An 18,107-nucleotide genomic window follows, 5' to 3' on the forward strand; every position below is an offset into this window, starting at 1 on the left:
AGCGACAAAGATACATATTTTATCAAGGAAATGAGAGTGTTAAATAGCGGTTAAAATGCGTTAAATTGAAGTTAAACAAATTGGCTTAAAATGTTAAAATAGTATATTTGAAATATAAAATTTTTGTGAGTATATGAAAAAAATAATTGGAACTTTAGGAATTGCGTTTTTAGGGGGTATCATAGCACTTTTAGGGTATAAAACACTAGTAGAAGAACCCCAAGTAATTGTAGAAAAACAAACAGAACCCACTATAGAAACAGTAAAAGCAAATTATACGCCAACGGTTGTAAATGCGACATCAACACCCACAGATTTTACAGAAGCTGCCGATAAAACGGTGCATGCTGTAGTGCATGTTAAAAATACATCGATAAGAACCCAGCAAAACCCTTGGGCAGAGTTGTTTTACGGAAGTGGAAGTGGTACAAGAAAATACGAACAAGTAGGAACAGGAAGTGGTGTTATCATTTCTCCAGACGGGTATATTGTAACCAACAATCATGTAATTGAAGGAGCGAACGATATTGAGATAACCTTAAATAACCAAAAGAAGCTAAAAGCGACCTTGATTGGAGCCGACGAAAACAATGATATTGCTTTGTTAAAAGTAGAAGCTGATTTTGAATTACCCAACTTACCTTTTGGAAATTCAGATTATGTAAATGTAGGTGAATGGGTGTTAGCGGTAGGAAACCCATACAACTTAACATCAACCGTTACTGCGGGTATTGTAAGTGCCAAAGGAAGGGATTTAACAGGAAATAAAAACATTGACGCTTTTATTCAAACAGATGCCGCCGTAAATCCAGGGAACAGTGGGGGTGCTTTGGTAAATACACGAGGAGAGTTGATAGGAATTAATACAGCAATATCTTCAAGAACAGGGTCGTTTATCGGCTATTCATTTGCAGTGCCGTCTAACATCGCTAAAAAAGTAGTAGATGATTTGTTAGAATTTGGCAGCGTACAAGAAGCCATATTAGGTATAAATATTGACGTAGAAGCTACGGATATAGCAGGGGTTAAAATTAAAGCTGTTTCAGATGAAAGTGGGGCGAAAAAAGCAGGCTTGAAAGAGGGAGACATCATTACAAAAATCAACAACGTAAAAATTACTAAGTTTTCTGATTTGAAGGGACAGTTAACAGCTAAAAGACCAGGAGAGTTTGTGAACGTAACGGTTGACAGAGATGGAGAAGAACTCGTAAAAGCCGTTCGGTTAACCAAATTAGTTGAATTACCTATAAGTAAAGTGCTGCAAACAGAGTTTGAAGACATCACCAAAGAAGACAAAAGAAAGTTTAAGATAAATGCCGGAGCTAAGATAAAACGAACGCAAAATTTAGCATTCAAACAATTTGAAGTGGGAGAAGGATATATCTTAACAGAGGTTAACGGAAAGAAAATTACTTCAGCTAAAGAAGCTGTAAATATATTAGATAAGACCTACGGAAGTGGTAAAACGCTTTATTTGGTAATGATTAGTCCATCAGGTCAACTGGAAAGATTTAGATATTAATATATTTGCTTTAAAGAAATAATATATTAATTCTAGTAGAACTCAAAAGTCTCGTTAAAATATTTTTAACGAGGCTTTTTTTATTTGCTGAAAGAATTACGAAATCGTTTGAAATAACTACTTTTGCACAAATTTTTAAAATTTAGTTCAACACAACTATGTCAACAATAACAAATTACGAAAAAGAAGTAGCAATTCAAGCACAAGTTCGAAGAGCTACGGTTGAGTTTATTAATATCGTTAACGATTTATGGTATGATAAGTCAATTGAGTTAGTATTATTTAGAAACCCACTGGTAGATAAAAGAGCGAGTGAAGTTTTAAATTTAATTAATTACGCAAAAGAATTTGTAGCAAAACCCATAACGATTGAAGATGCTTTAGAAATAGCAAAAGCAATTCAATCAATTGATTTACCACCATCGAAATTAGATATTGGTAAATTAGCGTATGAGTTTCACTTGCAAGACGATGCTTCGGCAGATAAAATAACCTTTGTAAAAGAGCAATTAAAAGATGCAAAAGAAGCTGAAAATATTCAACCAAAAGACGTCGTATTATACGGTTTCGGACGTATTGGTCGTTTGTTGGCACGTGAGCTGAGTAGTAAAATGGGAAGAGGATCTCAGCTACGATTAAGAGCTGTAGTTACTCGTGGTAAGATAGATCAAACAGTACTAGAAAAAAGAGCGTCTTTATTAAGTATTGATTCTGTTCACGGTGATTTCTTAGGAACCGTTCAAGTAGATGCCGATAACAATGCATTAATTATCAACGGTACAACCGTGTACATGATTTCTGCTGCCCAACCAGAAGATATTGATTATACACAATACGGAATTAACAAGGCTTTGATTATTGATAATACTGGAGCATTTAGAGATGAAGCGGCATTAAGTCGTCATTTAAAAGCAAAAGGAGCAAGTAAGGTGTTGTTAACAGCACCAGGAGCGGGTGTTCCTAATATTGTTCATGGTGTAAATCATGAAAACCACAACCCTGATAAGGTAGATGTTTTTTCAGCAGCTTCATGTACCACCAACGCCATTACGCCAGTATTAAAAGTATTACAAGATAACTTCGGAATAAAAAAGGGGCACTTAGAAACCATTCATGCCTATACCAACGACCAAAACTTGGTTGATAACATGCATAGTAAATACCGTAGAGGTAGAGCAGCAGCATTAAATATGGTAATTACCGAGACTGGAGCAGGTAAAGCAGTAGCAAAAGCATTACCAGCATTAGCAGGAAAATTAACCTCAAGTGCTATACGTGTACCTGTACCAAACGGCTCGTTAGCTATTTTAAACTTACAATTAAACTCTTCTGCAACGGTTGAATCTGTAAATGCGATTATGAAACAATATGCATTGGAAGGAAGTTTAGTAGAACAAATTCAATATTCATTAAGTAACGAGCTAGTATCTTCTGACATTGTAGGAACAACGGCACCGTCAATTTTTGATAGTAAAGCTACTATTGCAGATGGAGATACGATTGTTATTTATATATGGTATGATAATGAGTATGGGTATTCACATCAAGTAATGCGTTTGGCAAAACATATTGCTAAAGTACGACGCTATAGCTATTACTAAAGTAAAAAAGCAACAAATAAAAAAACCGGAAAAATGATATTTTTTTCGGTTTTTTTTATTACTTTTGATAGTATAACCCCCAAACCCCCACACAATGAAAAAAGTAATTGTATTACTAGCGTTTTTTATCGGAACAATTTCGATAGCCTTTTCTCAAACCAATCACGAACTAAATGCCTTAATTTCTGGAAAATGGAATGTAAAATCTATGGACTTTGGAAATGAAAAATTAGAATTTACTGAAGGAAGTAGTTGGTTAGAATTTAATGCAGATGGTCACTATTTCGTCATGATAGATGAAACTCAAAAAGATGGCACGTGGAGGCTTATAGGAGAAAAAAAAGAATTGGAATTTGATGAAAAAAGTTTTGAGAAAAATCTAAAAATAGAAAGAATTACGAAAAATGAGTTGCTAGTTTCTGCTACAACTGAAAAAAATACCTATACTATGTTGTTAAAGAGATAATACTAAATAGTTTATTTCTTTGAAAACCGAGGTAACTTGTTACCTCGGTTTTTTTTGATACAAACCACAAGAATTTATGTTGAAGACTCCTAAATCTTTTCCTTAAATTAGCGTCGAAAAAATAAAGTTAAATGAAGACTGTACTCGCACCAATGCTATTGTTATTTGCAGTAGTAACAACAAACGCACAAGATAAATTACCCTACTACGAAATACCAAAAGAAGCCAAAAAGTTTACCCAAGGTTCTGTAATTAGTAGAATGATAGATGGGGTAGGGTTTCGTTATTATTGGGCAACCGAAGGTTTAACTGAAAAAGATTTAGCATACAAACCAAGTGCAGAAGCAAAAACTGCTGGAGAAACAATAGACCATATTTTAAGTCTTTCAGAAGTAATTAAAAATGCTGCTTTAAATCAATCAAATGATAAAAAAGAGGTTGAAATGACCTTTGCTCAAAAAAGAAAAGCAACGCTAGAAAACTTAAAACAAGCCAGTGATATTCTTAGAGAAAGTAATGATATATCACAGTTTAAAATAATCTTTGGAGAAAATAAATTTCCCTTATGGAATGCTATAAACGGACCTATTGCAGATGCTATATGGCATGCAGGTCAGTTAGCCTCATTCAGAAGAGCTTCAGGAAATCCTATCAATTCAAAAATAAATCATTTTACCGGTACCGTTAGACAATAATTTAATGACAGTTCAAGAGAAAATTCAACAGTTAAGAGAAGAGTTACGAATACACAATCATAATTATTACGTGTTAGATAGCCCAACAATATCAGATTATGAGTTTGATATTCAATTAAAAGAGCTTCAACGATTAGAAGACGAAAATCCTGCATATTTTGACCCAAATTCGCCAACACAGCGAGTAGGAGGAGAAGTAACTAAAAATTTTGAAACTGTTACGCATAAGCACAGAATGTATTCATTAGATAATTCGTATTCAAAAGAAGATTTGTTGGATTGGGAAAAACGAATCCAGAAAATTCTAGGTACCGATCAAATAGCATATACCTGTGAGTTGAAATACGACGGAGCTTCTATTAACCTTACCTATGAAAATGGACAGTTTACACAAGCAGTAACTCGTGGAGATGGTTTTCAAGGAGATAACGTAACGACCAATATTCGCACCATAAAATCGATTCCATTAGTGCTTAATGGCGATTTTGTTGCCGACTTTGAAATGCGTGGAGAGATTATCTTGCCGTTAGAAGGCTTCAATAAAATGAATGAAGAACGCGTAGCAAATGGAGAAGAACCCTACAGAAATCCGCGTAATACCGCTAGTGGAAGTTTAAAATTACAAGACAGTTCCGAAGTAGCGAAACGTCCGCTAGATTGTTTACTATATCAAGTGGTAACCAACGAGCGCAAATACGCCTCACATTTTGAAAGCTTAGAAGCGGCTAGAAAAGTAGGATTCAAAATTCCAGATACCATTGTTTTGGCAACGTCAATTGATGAGGTGTTGAATTTTGTAAACGAGTGGGATGTAAAACGCCACACACTACCCTATGAAACCGATGGGGTTGTGGTAAAAGTAAATTCATACCAACAACAAGACGAGTTAGGCTATACCTCAAAGGCACCTCGTTGGGCAATCGCCTATAAATTTAAAGCAGAACAGGTGTCAACCATATTGCATGAAATTACCTACCAAGTAGGACGCACAGGCGCAATTACACCCGTAGCAAATTTAGAACCTGTACAACTTGCAGGAACCATTGTAAAAAGAGCTTCTTTACACAATGCAGATCAAATAGAAAAATTAGATGTGCGAGTAGGAGACACTGTTTTTGTGGAGAAAGGAGGAGAAATTATTCCGAAAATCATAGGAGTTGATTTAACGAAAAGACCAGCAGACTCTGTGCCCACGCAATATGCAACTCACTGCCCTGAATGTCATACAGAACTCGTAAGAACCGAAGGAGATGCCAAGCATTACTGTCCGAACGAATTTGGATGCGCCCCGCAAATTACAGGAAGAATAAAACATTTTATCAGCCGAAAAGCCATGGATATTGATGGTTTAGGGGGCGAAACGGTGGATTTATTACGTAAAGAAGGACTGATAAAAAATTATGCAGATTTATATGATTTAACGGTAGAACAAGTCATTCCCTTAGAGCGTATGGCTGAAAAATCTGCGCAAAATATGATTGACGGAATTGAAAAATCAAAAGAAATTCCGTTTGAAAAAGTGTTGTTTGCCTTAGGAATTCGATTTGTAGGAGAAACCGTAGCCAAAAAGTTAGCCAAACACTTTAAGTCCATAGATAATTTGTTAAGTGCTGATTTTGAAACGCTCATTGCGGTAGATGAAATTGGCGATAGAATTGCACAAAGCATCATTGATTTTTCGAACGATGCAGGGAATATTGAATTGGTAAACCGATTAAAATCATACGGAGTACAGTTAGAAGTATCGGCAGAGAGTTTAGAAGGTCAAACCGATAAGCTAGCAGGAAACGTGTTTGTAGTTTCAGGAGTTTTTCATCAAATGAGTCGAAATGAACTGAAAAAAGCCATCGAAGATAATGGAGGCAAAGTATCGAGTTCCATTTCTAAAAAAACTACCTATATTGTTGCTGGAGACAATATGGGACCCAGTAAACTTACCAAAGCTGAAAATTTAGGGATTCCAATTATTTCTGAACAAGATTTTTTGGAGATGATTGGTTGATTATGGAGTTTAATCATTTCTCAATAGAAGACTTTTTTTGGATTCAGATTAAACCTCATTTAATTTCATTTGGTAGTAGAAAAATACCGAAAGACGTACATTTTACACTATCATTTAACAAAAATAGTGGGTATATTAATTTGCACTTAACAAGGAATATACAATCAAGAAAATTATTAATTGAAAAGCCCAAAATAGAAATTGTTAGGGTTGAAAAAGATATCTTCAGTAAAAATAATGATGAGTTAGTAAATCAATTTTTAATAATGTTTTTGAACATATTTTTAACAAAAATTGATATTAATAAATTTAAGAAACTTAATTATGGTTTCTTATCTAATAAAAAAAATGATTTAAAAGAAGAGAAGCTACTAAACAAAGTTAAAGAGATTTCTGAAATTAGAAAGAAAAAGATAAAAGTTAAAGGTAATATAAAAGAAAGAATAGAAGATTTGGTAGAAAGTATGGAGATGCAAAATTTTCTTGAGGAAAATTTAATACCATTAGATTTAGTGAGAGAAGACACAATAAATAGTGGAATGCTAATTAATGAAGAAGGGAATATAATTAGTGTTATTAAAATATATGAAACTTGGTTTGAACTAAATATTGAATCAGATATAAGTGTAAAAGACTTATTAAAGCCAATCCTAGGTGAGTTGAATGCAGATTATTTGATAAATTGTTATGAAAGGGCAATTTCTATTATTGGAGATTTGAATAGTTATGAAGAGAGTGTTAAGTGGAGTAAACCTTTAGTTATTAAATTAAAAGAAGAATATAAAAATGACCCAACAAACTAAAATAACTCTGGCATCCATAGTATTTTTATTGGTAGCTATTACCGATGTATATGCTGTAATTACTCAAAATAAAACCCTAGAGATGGTTTTTAAACCGTTGCTAATGACAACATTGGCAGTAGTGTATTTGGTATCGGTAAAAAAGCCTAGTTTTTGGTTGGTATCAGCGTTGTTTTTTTCGTTTTGGGGAGATGTTTTCCTCTTAGATAAAACAAATTTTTTTGTGTTCGGCTTGGCTTCATTTTTAGTGGCACACCTATTATATATTAAAATCACTATCAGTTTTTTGTATAAAGATACTGCTGTAAAAACAGTAATATCAGCCATTCCTTTTGTGTTGCTATTTGTAGGGCTTTTAGGTGTAATCTATTCTAATTTAGGAGATATGCTGCTGCCTGTACTTGTATACGGAGTTACGATTTCAACTTTTGGTACAGCAGCTTTACTAAATTATTGTCAGCAAAAAAGCACAGCAAATTTGTGGTTGTTGTTAGGAGCTCTTTTATTTATTGCTTCTGATAGCCTTATAGCACTAAATAATTTTCATACACCAAAACCCTTGTACGATATTGCTATCATAGTACTATACATTGTTTCACAATATCTGATTGTAAGAGCGGTCATTGCTAAAACGGATAGTACGACTGCCAATTGAGTTTAACAAGACGAGTCTTTTTTTACCAAAGCTTTTTTATATGTTTTTTTATTTTTACTTTAGCTAAAAAAAATAAAATTGGTAAGAAAAGAAGTCAAACTGTCTGATGATTTTAAATCTCAAACTACAAAGGCAGTATCATCCATTTTAGTATTCCTTAGCGTTTATTTTTTATTAGTACTATTCGCTATTGGTTTAACTATTTTATGTATTTATGCAGCGATATTACTTGCATCAGCTAAAGCGAATATAATTACTATAGGATTAGGAATTGGGCTTGTAAGTTTTGGTATTTTAATCGTAATATTTCTCATAAAATTTATTTTTAAATCTAAAAAAGTAGATTATTCACACCTTACAAGGATTAAAAGAACAGACCATCCTAAATTATTTGAACTACTAGATGAATTGGTTAACGAAATAGGAACATCTTTTCCCCAAAAAGTGTATCTATCATTCGATGTTAATGCCTCCGTTTTTTATAACTCTAGTTTTTGGAGTATGTTTTTTCCTACTAGAAAAAACCTTCAAATAGGGCTGGGTTTAGTTAATAGTACTACAGAAAGTGAACTAAAGGCCATTTTAGCTCATGAATTTGGACATTTTAGTCAAAAGAGTATGAAAGTAGGAAGTTATGTGTACAACTTAAATCATATTATTTTTGATATGCTTTACGATAATGACGCTTATGATAAAGCTGTTCGAGAATGGGGAGACCTTAGTGGTTACTTTGCTTTTTTTGTTTTAATAGCTCTTGAAATAGTAAAAAGTATTCAATGGGTACTACAAAACCTTTATACTTTTGTGAATAAAAATTATCTTGGTTTATCTAGGGAAATGGAGTTTCATGCTGATGAAATCGCAGCTCATATCACAGGTTATGAGCCATTAAAGACATCATTACTTAGAATGGATTTGTGTGAAACGGCTTTTAACACCGTTCTATCTTTCTATGAAAATAAAATAAATGAAAATCTAAAAAGCAGAAACATTTATGACGAACATTCTTATGTAATGAAGTTTTTAGCAACAAAGAATGAAACATCCATAATTAACAAATTACCAAATGTTACACTTGAAGATTTAACAAAATATAATAAATCGAAACTAAATATTGAAGATCAGTGGGCATCACATCCGAGTGTAGAGCAAAGAATAGACAGGTTAGAGAAAACTAACTTAGTTTCTACACAAAGTAATAATAGCCTTTCTTGGAGCTTATTTGAAAATAAGATTGAATTACAAGAACAATTAACAAGTAAAATATTTTCAGAAATAGTATACGAGAAAACCCCTGAATTTAACTCCATTGAAAAATTCTCTGAAGAAATTAAAAAAGAGTTTATTAACAATACATTTCCTGAAATATTTAATGGATTTTATGATGTAAAAAATCCAGTTCCTTTCGATTTGGAAAAGGAGTTTGATTATGAGAATTTGGTTTCTTTTAAAGAGCTGTTTTCTTCAAAAAACGTGAATAAAACATACGAATTGTCGTATCTAAGAGATGATATAAATACCATAACACATATCATTTCAGGAGTAATCAAAATAAAAACATTTGATTATGACGGGAAAAAATATACCGCAAAGAATGCATCTAGTTTATTAAAAGAATTGAAAATAGAGTTAGCTAGATTAGAAGAACTAGAGAAAAACAATGACTTCATCATCTATCAGTTTTTCCTGAAAGAAGCGAAAAAACAAGATAAAGAGTTAGAATTAATTGATTTATACAAAAAGTTTTTTGCTTATGAAGATAGTTATGACAGAAGGATGAAAATTTATACCGAGCTATTAGAAAACCTTTATTTTATAAACGAGGTAACTCCTTTTGATAAAATTAAATCTAATTTTTTAAGTATTGAACCAATAGAGAATTCTTTTAAAAAAGAAATTAGAAGAATTTTAGAAGCGCCTATGTATTCAGAAATTCTTACAAAAGAAATAAAAGATAATTTAGAACTCTATATATCAAGAAAATGGGAATATTTTGGGAAAGAAAATTATTCTGAAGAGAATTTAAAACTGCTTTTTACTTCATTGGATCAATATGAATATTTAGTATCTAAAGGTTATTTCTTATCAAAAAAAATGGTGTTAGAGTTTAAAGCGTCCTTAATTGTAGAATCAAATGTAATAGTTAAATGATACCAGAATTTTTAAAAGAATTTGAAGAAGATTTAAAAAAGCATGAACGAGAAGTTATTCGAATAAAAGCTGAACCAAGAAAAGAAGCGATTTTAGAAGATAAATTGAATTTAAAGGATAGTAAATTTTTAGGAATTCCTTTTTATCCAAAAAATAAGAAGTACCCAAGAGATAAGAAGGAAAAACCAATGATAATGGTTGCTCAATTAAATTTTGAACAAATTCCTGCATTAGAATACTTTCCAAAGGAAGGCATTCTTCAACTTTTTTTATCGCCAACCGATTGGTATGATGAAGATGCAACAATTATATACCATTCTAAAGAAGAATTAAACCAAGAATTACTAGAAGATTTCTCTTTCATAGCAATTGAAGATTATGAAGAAATGCCAATCTATAAATTACATCAACTTTTTTTTGAAAAAGACATAGACAAAGGAGGCTCTGAAGATTCCCAATTTGATTTTCTTTTTAATGGTGAGAGTTATTGGAGTTTTACTGAAAATTTGAATGAAACTCAAGAGACTCAATTCCATGAATATTTTGATGCTAGTGGACATAAAATAGGCGGTTATGCAGAGTTTACACAAGCAGATCCAAGAGACTATACTTCTGAAAACAAAGAAGACATACAACTATTACAAATTGACACTGATGAACATATTATGTTTGGAGATAGTGGACTTGGACATATTTTTATAAGCAGAGAAAGCTTACGATTAAAAGACTTTTCTAAAGCTTACTTTTATTGGGATTGTTGTTAGTTTTTGAGTTCCTACTTCTATATTTATGGTATAGAGTTATACAATTCAGTTTATTCGCTCAAAGGGTAAATTAAATCAAGCCTTAGGACGATAGATGACACGTTTGACTAATGTTACTATAAAAAGATTCTCTTTCATTAGAGGCTTTTACTCATTAAAAATAAGGTTACACTCATTACTTGTTTTTTTTTTGAGAAGAAGACTATATTGAAGTTGGAAGCTTATTATTTTAAAAGGCTAGCTTATATTTAGCTAAAAGAGTACTGCTTTCATTGTTAAAACTTTGCTTAAACAAAGCTTGTAATATTTAGCAAAGTATAGATAGGTATTTGTTTAGTTTGTAACCCATTCCAGATTAAAGAAACGGTATCTTTAGTCACTTAAAATTATAACGAACTCAACTAAAAAGAATACTTTTGTAGCTATGAAAAAAATAGTACTTACGTTATCCGTTTTTAGTTTGTTTGCCTGTAAACAACAACAAATAGCACTTAAGTTTTTAGACGAACATGTGGTAAAAGACGCTCTAACTATACAGCATACCGTAATTGGAGGAATCTCTGGAATTGATTTTTACAACGATAAATACTATATGGTAGTTGACGATGCAGCGAATCCAAGGATTTTAGTAGGAGATATCACAATCAACAACGACTCAATACAATCGGTAAACTTTGAAAAAGTGATTGTTGTCGATACCGCAAGCCAGTTTACTAAAAATCATGTGTTAGATTTAGAATCTATTTTCGTACATAACGGAATTATGAACTTGGTAAGTGAAGGCTCTATTCGATATAAAAAAGACCCAAGTATATTCGAAATAGATACAAGAGGAAATTTTAAACAAGAGATAGAAATACCCAACTATTTCAAAGCAACATCCGAAGCTAAACCAAAGCATAACGGTGTTTTTGAAAGTTCTTCAAAAAGTGTTGATGGAAAAGGTTTTTGGGTAGCGATGGAAGCCCCTTTAGAAGCAGACGGAGAAGAGCCAACATTTCATGAAACACAATCTCCTGTTAGGATAACATATTACGACCATACGTCAAAAAAAGCAACCAAGCAATTTGCATATCAGTTAGAAAAAATAGATAAGCCATCGAAGGGAACCATTAACATGAATGGAGTAACGGCAATTTTAGAATATAAAAAAAATCACTTTTTTATTATCGAAAGAGCTTATCAAAGCGGTTACGGAAGCCATGGAAATGTCGTTAGAATCTTTACAACAGCTATCGATAAAAACGCAACGAATACACTAGAAATTCCATCGTTAAAACACAAAAAATATACCCCCTTAAAAAAAGAACTATTGCTAGATTTTAGTACGGTTCAAAATCAATTAACAGCAGGAATTATAGACAATATCGAAGCAATTACTTTTGGACCCACATTAGCCAATGGAAATCAATCACTAATCTTAGCTGCCGATGATAACTTTCAGTTGTATGGAAAGCAGTTAAATCAGTTTTTATTAATAGAAATTCAGGAGAAATAACATAAATTAGCCATTTGCAATTTTACAGATGATAAGTACCCTAAGAAAGAAATCTATTCAGAAAGTATACGACAAATTAGTTGTAAAAGAAGAAAATACCCAACATAAAGAAACGAAAGTTAAAAGCGTAGCAATACTACTAGATAATGAAGCTTTAGTAAATGTAGTAATAGCGAACTTAACAAACATTTTTCCTTTTCAAAAAACAGACATAAGGGTGTTAGTTTACAAAGAATACTCAAAAAAAGAAGAACCTTCTCCAGAGTTTTTTACTGAAAAAGATATAGGCTTTAAAGCAAGTTTAAAATCCGACAATTTAAAAGATTTTGTTAAAAACAACTATGACTTGCTTATAAACTATACAAAAACATCAAACTTAATAACGAATATGGTAACTTTGCTGTCGCAAGCAGATTTTAAAGCTGGTTTTGCCGAAATTGACGACAGGTTGTACGATATAGTAGTTGCTGATGCTAGTTTTAACGAAGCCGTTTTAAATCAAGAATTAAAAAAATACCTAACGATTTTAAATAAAATATAATGCAAAAGTTTGTAGGAACTGGGGTAGCTTTAGTAACCCCTTTCAATGAAGACTTAAGTGTAGATTTCGAAGCACTTAAAAAGTTAGTAAATTACAATATTGAAAACGGTACAAACTATTTAGTAATTAACGGAACTACCGGAGAAAGTGCTACTATTACTAAAGAAGAAAAAATCGAAATAATAAACGTAATTGTTCAAGAAAACAATGGGCGTTTACCACTCGTTTTAGGCGTTGGTGGCAACAACACACAAACAGTTATTGAAGAATTACAATCTTTAGACTTATCGAACATAGATGGTGTTTTATCAGTAGCTCCCTACTATAGCAAACCTACGCAAGAAGGATTTTACCAACATTACAAAGCAATAGCTTTAGCAAGCCCTAAGCCTATTATTATGTACAATGTTCCTGGTAGAACAGCAAAAAATATGGAGCCAGCAACAACCTTACGATTGGCACGAGATTTTGAAAATATTGTGGCAGTAAAAGAAGCAGGAAACAATCAACAACAATATTATGAATTGTTAAAAAACAAACCCGAAGATTTCTTAGTAATTTCTGGCGATGATGATTTAGCTTTGGGAGTTACTCTAGCAGGAGGAGCAGGCGTTATTTCAGTAATTGGACAAGCACTACCAAAAGACTTTGCAAAAATGATTCAATTAGGATTACAAGGAAAAGCAAATGAAGCGTATGAACTCCATTATAAACTCATGGATATCGTAAGCCTTATTTTTGAAGAAAACAATCCAGCAGGAATTAAAGCGGTGCTACAAAAATTAGGAATTTGTTTAGATGAAGTTCGTTTGCCATTGGTAAAAGCATCAGAAGAGCTACAAACAAAAATATCAGATTGTATAGACACCTTATAATTGAGCTAAAATGAAGATTTCAAAAGGCTACAATTTCGCTATTGTAGTCTTTTTTTAGCATCTTTGTAAAAAAGTAATTTTAAAAACGAGAACGTATGTTATCAAAAATAATAGAGCAAGCATTAAACGATCAGATAAGAGTAGAAGCAGAGTCTTCGCAAATATATTTAGCCATGGCATGTTGGGCAGAAGTTCAAGGTTTTGAAGGAGTATCACAATTCATGTATGCACATTCAGATGAAGAACGTATGCACATGTTAAAATTAGTAAAGTTTGTAAACGAACGTGGCGGACACGCACGTATAACTGATTTAAAAGAACCACCAGCAAAATTTGGCTCGTTTAAAGATATGTTTCAAACATTGTTCGATCATGAAGTAATGGTGTCTAAATCAATCAACGATTTAGTACACATCACACTGCAAGAACAAGACTATGCAACACACAACTTTTTGCAATGGTACGTGTCAGAACAAATAGAAGAAGAAGCATTGGCACGTAATATCTTAGATAAAATCAACCTAATTGGAGACGATAAAGGAGGATTGTACCTTTTTGATAACGATGTTAAGCAAATAGTAGCGCAAGAAAAAAAGTTGTAGGGTAAAAGAAAAAGCATTAAGTTAGCATCTTAATTTAATAAAAATTTTTATAATGTTAAAAGAAATTTTAAAATTGGAAGGAGTAGAAGAACTCACTAAGAAACAACAGAAATCTTTAAGCGGAGGAGAAAAATGTGAAACACGTTATGAACCAATGAGTGTTTTTGAACAGGAGTCTGGTCAATTGTTGTGTATGAGAAGATGTAGACCATCTTTTTTAGGAATTGGATTTGGCTCATGGTCTGAATGGGAGCACAATGTTACTTGTTAAAGGCTAGAAAAATTCTTACAGAAAAGTTGCTTTAGTTTAAAATTAAAGTAACTTTTTTTATTTGTATCTGTAAAAGTTTTTTAAATGAATTATTTATAACAACTATTTTGCAAACGAATATTTGTGGAGTAATTTCTTAAAATGAATGTAGTTTGAATTAATAAAGAAAGCTTAAGATTATTGCTTTTATAGGTAATGTAAATTAGAATTGTAAATTTTTAATAAGTTATACAATAAATGTATAATTTAGTTTGAGTTATTTTGAGGTGTAATTCATTAATAATATTAGCAAACATTTAGGAGCTCTTTGGAAAAATGATAACCCTTTTTTTTGTTTACTGTAAGCCTCATTTATGAGGTAAAAAATCGTTTTAATAATCCATAATTAATCACTAATTTTGCCAAATGCAAAAAATGAAAAATCTAGCGTATATTGTTGTCATGCTTTTTGTGCTTTCTTCTTGCGGAGAATACCAAAAGGTATTGAATAAAGGAACAGTTGAAGAGCAATATAAAATGGCTACAAAAATGTACGAAGCTCAAAAGTACAGTAAGGCTTTACGTTTATTGGAGAAAATAGTTTCTTCATACAGAGGGAAACCTCAAATGGAGCGGATAAAGTTTATGGTGGCGCAATGTAGTTTTAATGAAAAAAGCTATAGTTTAGCTGGATATTATTTTGATAGTTTTGTAAATTCTTTTCCTAAAAGCTCTAAGAAAGAAGAAGCGGCTTTTTTATCCGCATTAAGTTATTACAAAGCAGCACCAGTTTTTAGTTTAGATCCTACAGATACTAACAAAGCATTAGAGTCTTTTCAGAAATTTATTGATACCTATCCAGATTCAGATAAATTAGAAGAGGCAAATAAGTATCACGCAGAGTTAAGAGCAAAATTAGAAAGAAAAGCTTTTGAAATAGCGAAAACATATTATAGAACAGCGGAATACGATTCTAGAAATTACAAAGCAGCCATTGTTGCTTTTGATAATTTGTTAGAAGATTATTTAGGAACGAAGTATAAAGAAGAAGCATTGTACTATCGCTTAAAAGCGGCACATGATTTAGCCGTAAAAAGCAAGCTAAGAAAAAAAGGAGAAAGAATTGAAGCAGCCTTAAAAGCCTATGAAAAGCTGAAAAGAAATTTTCCAGAATCAAAATTCATGGAAGAATCAAACGAAATGTTAGCAACATTAAACAAAGAACAAGAACAATTAGCTAAAAGTTAAAAAATGGATTATAAAGAAACGAAAGCGCCGTTAAGTACCGTAACTTATAACAGAGAAGCTATTGAAGCTCCAACAAATAATATTTATGAAGCTATTTCTATCATAGCAACGAGAGCTACACAAATTAATTCTGATTTAAAAAAGGAGTTAGTAGATAAGTTAGATGAGTTTGCTACCTATAACGATAGTCTAGAAGAAGTTTTTGAAAACAAAGAGCAAATCGAGGTTTCTAAATTTTACGAGCGTTTACCTAAACCACATGCCATTGCAGTAGAAGAGTGGTTAAACGGCAAGGTATATTACAGAACTCCAGAGACAAAATAGTATGTCTGTACTAAGCGGTAAAAAAGTTTTACTTGGTGTTACCGCCGGTATAGCGGCATATAAAACAGCGAACTTAGTTCGTTTATTTATAAAATCGGGCGCAGAAGTCAAAGTAATTATGACTCCTGCGTCTAAAGATTTTATAACACCTCTTACACTTTCTACCTTATCAAAAAACCCAGTTCATTCCACTTTTTATGATAAAGAAGATGAAAATGAATTGTGGAACAATCATGTAGATTTAGGTTTGTGGGCAGACGTAATGCTAATTGCCCCAGCCACAGCAAATACATTGTCTAAAATGACGCATGGTACTTGCGATAACTTATTGTTGGCAACCTATTTGTCAGCGAAATGTCCAGTATATTTTGCACCTGCGATGGATTTAGATATGTATCAACATCCATCAACAAAAACCAGTTTAGAAAGCTTACAGCGTTTTGGAAATATCTTAATACCAGCTACTTCAGGTGAATTAGCAAGTGGATTGATAGGTGAAGGTCGTATGGCAGAACCAGAAGATATTGTTCGTTTTATAGAAAAAGACATTACATCTAAACTACCACTTCATGGGAAAAAGATGTTAATTACTGCGGGCCCAACTTACGAGGCAATAGACCCTGTTCGTTTTATAGGAAATCATTCTTCAGGTAAAATGGGGTTTGAAATCGCCAAAACAGCGGCGAACCTAGGGGCAGAAGTGTTTTTAGTTTCAGGACCTTCTCATCAACAAGTAAACCATTCATTTATTCATAGAATCGATGTGAGGTCGGCTCAAGATATGTATGAAGCATGTCACCAATATTTTGCTGAGGTTGATATTGCTGTATTATCGGCAGCAGTTTCAGACTATCGACCAAAAAATGTAGCCACGCAAAAAATAAAAAAGACAGCAGCAGCGTTACGTATAGAGTTAGAGCCTACTAAAGACATCTTAAAATCTCTTGGAGAAATAAAGAAACAGCAGTTGTTAGTTGGTTTTGCCTTAGAAACGAACGATGAGGTACAAAACGCAAAAAGTAAGCTTACACGCAAAAATTTAGATTTTATTGTATTAAATTCGTTACGTGATAAAGGTGCAGGTTTTGCCACCGACACCAATAAAATTACAATTATTGATGCCGATTTTAACGAGAAGTCATTCGAATTAAAATCGAAAAAAGCAGTATCAAAAGACATCGTTAACGAAATAATACAAAAATTAAATGCGTAAGTTTTTCTTCATAGTTTTTCTTTTTTTAGTAACTTTTTCTGGTTATTCTCAAGAGTTGAATGCTGTAGTTATCATTAATTCAGACAAAATACAAAGTAGTAATAAGCAAGTATATCAAACCTTAGAAAAAGCTTTAACTGAGTTTATTAACGATAAACAATGGACGAACAGGAATTTTAAACAGCAAGAGCGAATTAATTGTGCGTTTAACATTATTATTAACGAACAAAATGGAAATAATTTTTCAGGCTCTTTGCAAGTGCAGTCAACAAGACCTGTATACAATTCAACATACGCAACGCCTGTACTAAATATTAACGATATCAATTTTAACTTTCGTTACAATGAATTCGATCCGTTAATTTACAATCCAACTATTTACGAATCTAACTTAATTTCAATAATTGCTTTTTATGTGTACACCATATTGGGAGTAGATGCAGACACTTTTGCTTTAAAAGGAGGCGAAAACTATTTGAAACAAGCAGAAAATATTATGTTGTTGGCACAATTTAACGGAGAATCAGGTTGGCAAAATGAAGTAGGTAAACAGAATCGTTTTGCTTTGATAGATAACTTGTTATCTTCTAAGTTTGGTGCGTTACGCAGTATTTATTACAATTATCATCGCAATGGATTTGATAATTTTTCGGAAGATAAAAATTCAGCCAAAGCAAACATTGAAAAAAGTGTTTTAGATTTAGATAAATTACATAATATTACGATTGGTAACTACATGATTCGTATTTTCTTAGATGCCAAAAGTGACGAAATTGTGAGTGTTTTTTCTGACGGAATTCCCACAAGAAATCAATCGCAAATGGTAACCATTTTAAATAAAATTGCTCCTACCTATAAAGACAAGTGGAAAAACCTTTAGTGAAATTAGATTGGTTA

18 protein-coding genes are annotated in these 18,107 nt (G+C 32.3%); all 18 read left to right on the forward strand.

Features of this window, described 5'->3' with window-relative positions; all coding sequences use genetic code 11:
* Positions 1-133: 133 nt before the first annotated feature.
* The 18 genes from P8625_RS01100 (at position 134) to porD (ending at position 18,090) form a co-directional block, all read left to right on the forward strand.
* A complete protein-coding gene (locus P8625_RS01100; protein ID WP_279651662.1) occupies positions 134-1,522 on the forward strand; it encodes a trypsin-like peptidase domain-containing protein in 1,389 nt (462 codons plus the stop codon).
* Between the two features lie 158 nt (positions 1,523-1,680).
* Positions 1,681-3,123 (forward strand): glyceraldehyde-3-phosphate dehydrogenase, encoded by a 1,443-nt coding sequence (locus P8625_RS01105; RefSeq protein ID WP_279651663.1) that lies wholly within the window; start codon positions 1,681-1,683, stop codon positions 3,121-3,123.
* A 94-nt stretch (positions 3,124-3,217) separates the two neighbouring features.
* Complete coding sequence (locus P8625_RS01110) at positions 3,218-3,589, forward strand: hypothetical protein (protein ID WP_279651664.1); 372 nt, start codon at positions 3,218-3,220, stop codon at positions 3,587-3,589.
* A gap of 131 nt (positions 3,590-3,720) precedes the next feature.
* Entirely contained in the window at positions 3,721-4,284 is a 564-nt protein-coding gene (locus P8625_RS01115) for a hypothetical protein (RefSeq protein WP_279651665.1), read from the forward strand.
* 4 nt (positions 4,285-4,288) lie between these two features.
* Entirely contained in the window at positions 4,289-6,286 is a 1,998-nt protein-coding gene (ligA, locus tag P8625_RS01120; RefSeq protein WP_279651666.1) for an NAD-dependent DNA ligase LigA, read from the forward strand.
* Positions 6,287-6,288: 2 nt separating this feature from the next.
* On the forward strand, positions 6,289-7,089 hold the full coding sequence (locus P8625_RS01125) for a hypothetical protein (RefSeq protein ID WP_279651667.1): 801 nt from the start codon (positions 6,289-6,291) through the stop codon (positions 7,087-7,089).
* Complete coding sequence (locus P8625_RS01130; protein WP_279651668.1) at positions 7,073-7,744, forward strand: lysoplasmalogenase; 672 nt, start codon at positions 7,073-7,075, stop codon at positions 7,742-7,744. Before P8625_RS01125 ends, P8625_RS01130 begins: the two co-directional genes overlap by 17 nt.
* A 78-nt stretch (positions 7,745-7,822) precedes the next feature.
* Positions 7,823-9,895, forward strand: coding sequence for a M48 family metallopeptidase (locus tag P8625_RS01135; RefSeq protein ID WP_279651669.1), 2,073 nt, complete (start codon positions 7,823-7,825; stop codon positions 9,893-9,895).
* The gene (locus tag P8625_RS01140) at positions 9,892-10,659 is read left to right on the forward strand and encodes a YwqG family protein (protein WP_279651670.1); all 768 of its coding nucleotides are present in this window, start codon (positions 9,892-9,894) and stop codon (positions 10,657-10,659) included. Before P8625_RS01135 ends, P8625_RS01140 begins: the two co-directional genes overlap by 4 nt.
* A gap of 424 nt (positions 10,660-11,083) precedes the next feature.
* The gene (locus P8625_RS01145) at positions 11,084-12,157 is read left to right on the forward strand and encodes an esterase-like activity of phytase family protein (protein WP_279651671.1); all 1,074 of its coding nucleotides are present in this window, start codon (positions 11,084-11,086) and stop codon (positions 12,155-12,157) included.
* A 28-nt stretch (positions 12,158-12,185) separates the two neighbouring features.
* Positions 12,186-12,698, forward strand: coding sequence for a DUF6913 domain-containing protein (locus tag P8625_RS01150; protein WP_279651672.1), 513 nt, complete (start codon positions 12,186-12,188; stop codon positions 12,696-12,698).
* A complete protein-coding gene (gene dapA / locus P8625_RS01155) occupies positions 12,698-13,573 on the forward strand; it encodes a 4-hydroxy-tetrahydrodipicolinate synthase (protein WP_279651673.1) in 876 nt (291 codons plus the stop codon). Before P8625_RS01150 ends, dapA begins: the two co-directional genes overlap by 1 nt.
* 95 nt (positions 13,574-13,668) lie before the next feature.
* Positions 13,669-14,175, forward strand: a complete 507-nt coding sequence (locus P8625_RS01160; RefSeq protein ID WP_279651674.1) for a ferritin — start codon at positions 13,669-13,671, stop codon at positions 14,173-14,175.
* 52 nt (positions 14,176-14,227) lie between these two features.
* Positions 14,228-14,446 carry a hypothetical protein gene (locus P8625_RS01165; RefSeq protein WP_279651675.1) on the forward strand — a complete coding sequence of 73 codons (219 nt, stop codon included), beginning with the start codon at positions 14,228-14,230 and terminating at the stop codon, positions 14,444-14,446.
* Positions 14,447-14,860: 414 nt separating this feature from the next.
* A complete protein-coding gene (locus P8625_RS01170) occupies positions 14,861-15,673 on the forward strand; it encodes an outer membrane protein assembly factor BamD (RefSeq protein WP_279651676.1) in 813 nt (270 codons plus the stop codon).
* 3 nt (positions 15,674-15,676) lie between these two features.
* Entirely contained in the window at positions 15,677-15,997 is a 321-nt protein-coding gene (locus tag P8625_RS01175; protein WP_279651677.1) for a DNA-directed RNA polymerase subunit omega, read from the forward strand.
* Between the two features lies 1 nt (position 15,998).
* A complete protein-coding gene (gene coaBC / locus P8625_RS01180; protein ID WP_279651678.1) occupies positions 15,999-17,210 on the forward strand; it encodes a bifunctional phosphopantothenoylcysteine decarboxylase/phosphopantothenate--cysteine ligase CoaBC in 1,212 nt (403 codons plus the stop codon).
* Positions 17,203-18,090 carry a type IX secretion system protein PorD gene (gene porD / locus P8625_RS01185; protein ID WP_279651679.1) on the forward strand — a complete coding sequence of 296 codons (888 nt, stop codon included), beginning with the start codon at positions 17,203-17,205 and terminating at the stop codon, positions 18,088-18,090. Before coaBC ends, porD begins: the two co-directional genes overlap by 8 nt.
* The last annotated feature ends 17 nt before the right edge of the window (positions 18,091-18,107 follow it).

Origin of the sequence: Tenacibaculum tangerinum (assembly GCF_029853675.1) — a bacterium.
In the GTDB taxonomy this organism is placed as follows: Bacteria; Bacteroidota; Bacteroidia; order Flavobacteriales; family Flavobacteriaceae; genus Polaribacter; species Polaribacter tangerinum_A.

Excerpts from the sequence above, each read along its gene's own strand:
- dapA (WP_279651673.1), top strand. The coding sequence starts at position 12,698 with ATGCAAAAGTTTGTAGGAACTGGGGTAGCTTTAGTAACCCCTTTCAAT.
- P8625_RS01110 (WP_279651664.1), top strand. The coding sequence starts at position 3,218 with ATGAAAAAAGTAATTGTATTACTAGCGTTTTTTATCGGAACAATTTCG.
- P8625_RS01100 (WP_279651662.1), top strand. The coding sequence starts at position 134 with ATGAAAAAAATAATTGGAACTTTAGGAATTGCGTTTTTAGGGGGTATC.
- porD (WP_279651679.1), top strand. The coding sequence starts at position 17,203 with ATGCGTAAGTTTTTCTTCATAGTTTTTCTTTTTTTAGTAACTTTTTCT.
- P8625_RS01160 (WP_279651674.1), top strand. The coding sequence starts at position 13,669 with ATGTTATCAAAAATAATAGAGCAAGCATTAAACGATCAGATAAGAGTA.
- ligA (WP_279651666.1), top strand. The coding sequence starts at position 4,289 with ATGACAGTTCAAGAGAAAATTCAACAGTTAAGAGAAGAGTTACGAATA.
- P8625_RS01130 (WP_279651668.1), top strand. The coding sequence starts at position 7,073 with ATGACCCAACAAACTAAAATAACTCTGGCATCCATAGTATTTTTATTG.
- P8625_RS01150 (WP_279651672.1), top strand. The coding sequence starts at position 12,186 with ATGATAAGTACCCTAAGAAAGAAATCTATTCAGAAAGTATACGACAAA.
- P8625_RS01145 (WP_279651671.1), top strand. The coding sequence starts at position 11,084 with ATGAAAAAAATAGTACTTACGTTATCCGTTTTTAGTTTGTTTGCCTGT.
- P8625_RS01105 (WP_279651663.1), top strand. The coding sequence starts at position 1,681 with ATGTCAACAATAACAAATTACGAAAAAGAAGTAGCAATTCAAGCACAA.
- P8625_RS01140 (WP_279651670.1), top strand. The coding sequence starts at position 9,892 with ATGATACCAGAATTTTTAAAAGAATTTGAAGAAGATTTAAAAAAGCAT.
- P8625_RS01170 (WP_279651676.1), top strand. The coding sequence starts at position 14,861 with ATGAAAAATCTAGCGTATATTGTTGTCATGCTTTTTGTGCTTTCTTCT.
- P8625_RS01175 (WP_279651677.1), top strand. The coding sequence starts at position 15,677 with ATGGATTATAAAGAAACGAAAGCGCCGTTAAGTACCGTAACTTATAAC.
- P8625_RS01115 (WP_279651665.1), top strand. The coding sequence starts at position 3,721 with ATGAAGACTGTACTCGCACCAATGCTATTGTTATTTGCAGTAGTAACA.
- P8625_RS01165 (WP_279651675.1), top strand. The coding sequence starts at position 14,228 with ATGTTAAAAGAAATTTTAAAATTGGAAGGAGTAGAAGAACTCACTAAG.
- coaBC (WP_279651678.1), top strand. The coding sequence starts at position 15,999 with ATGTCTGTACTAAGCGGTAAAAAAGTTTTACTTGGTGTTACCGCCGGT.
- P8625_RS01125 (WP_279651667.1), top strand. The coding sequence starts at position 6,289 with ATGGAGTTTAATCATTTCTCAATAGAAGACTTTTTTTGGATTCAGATT.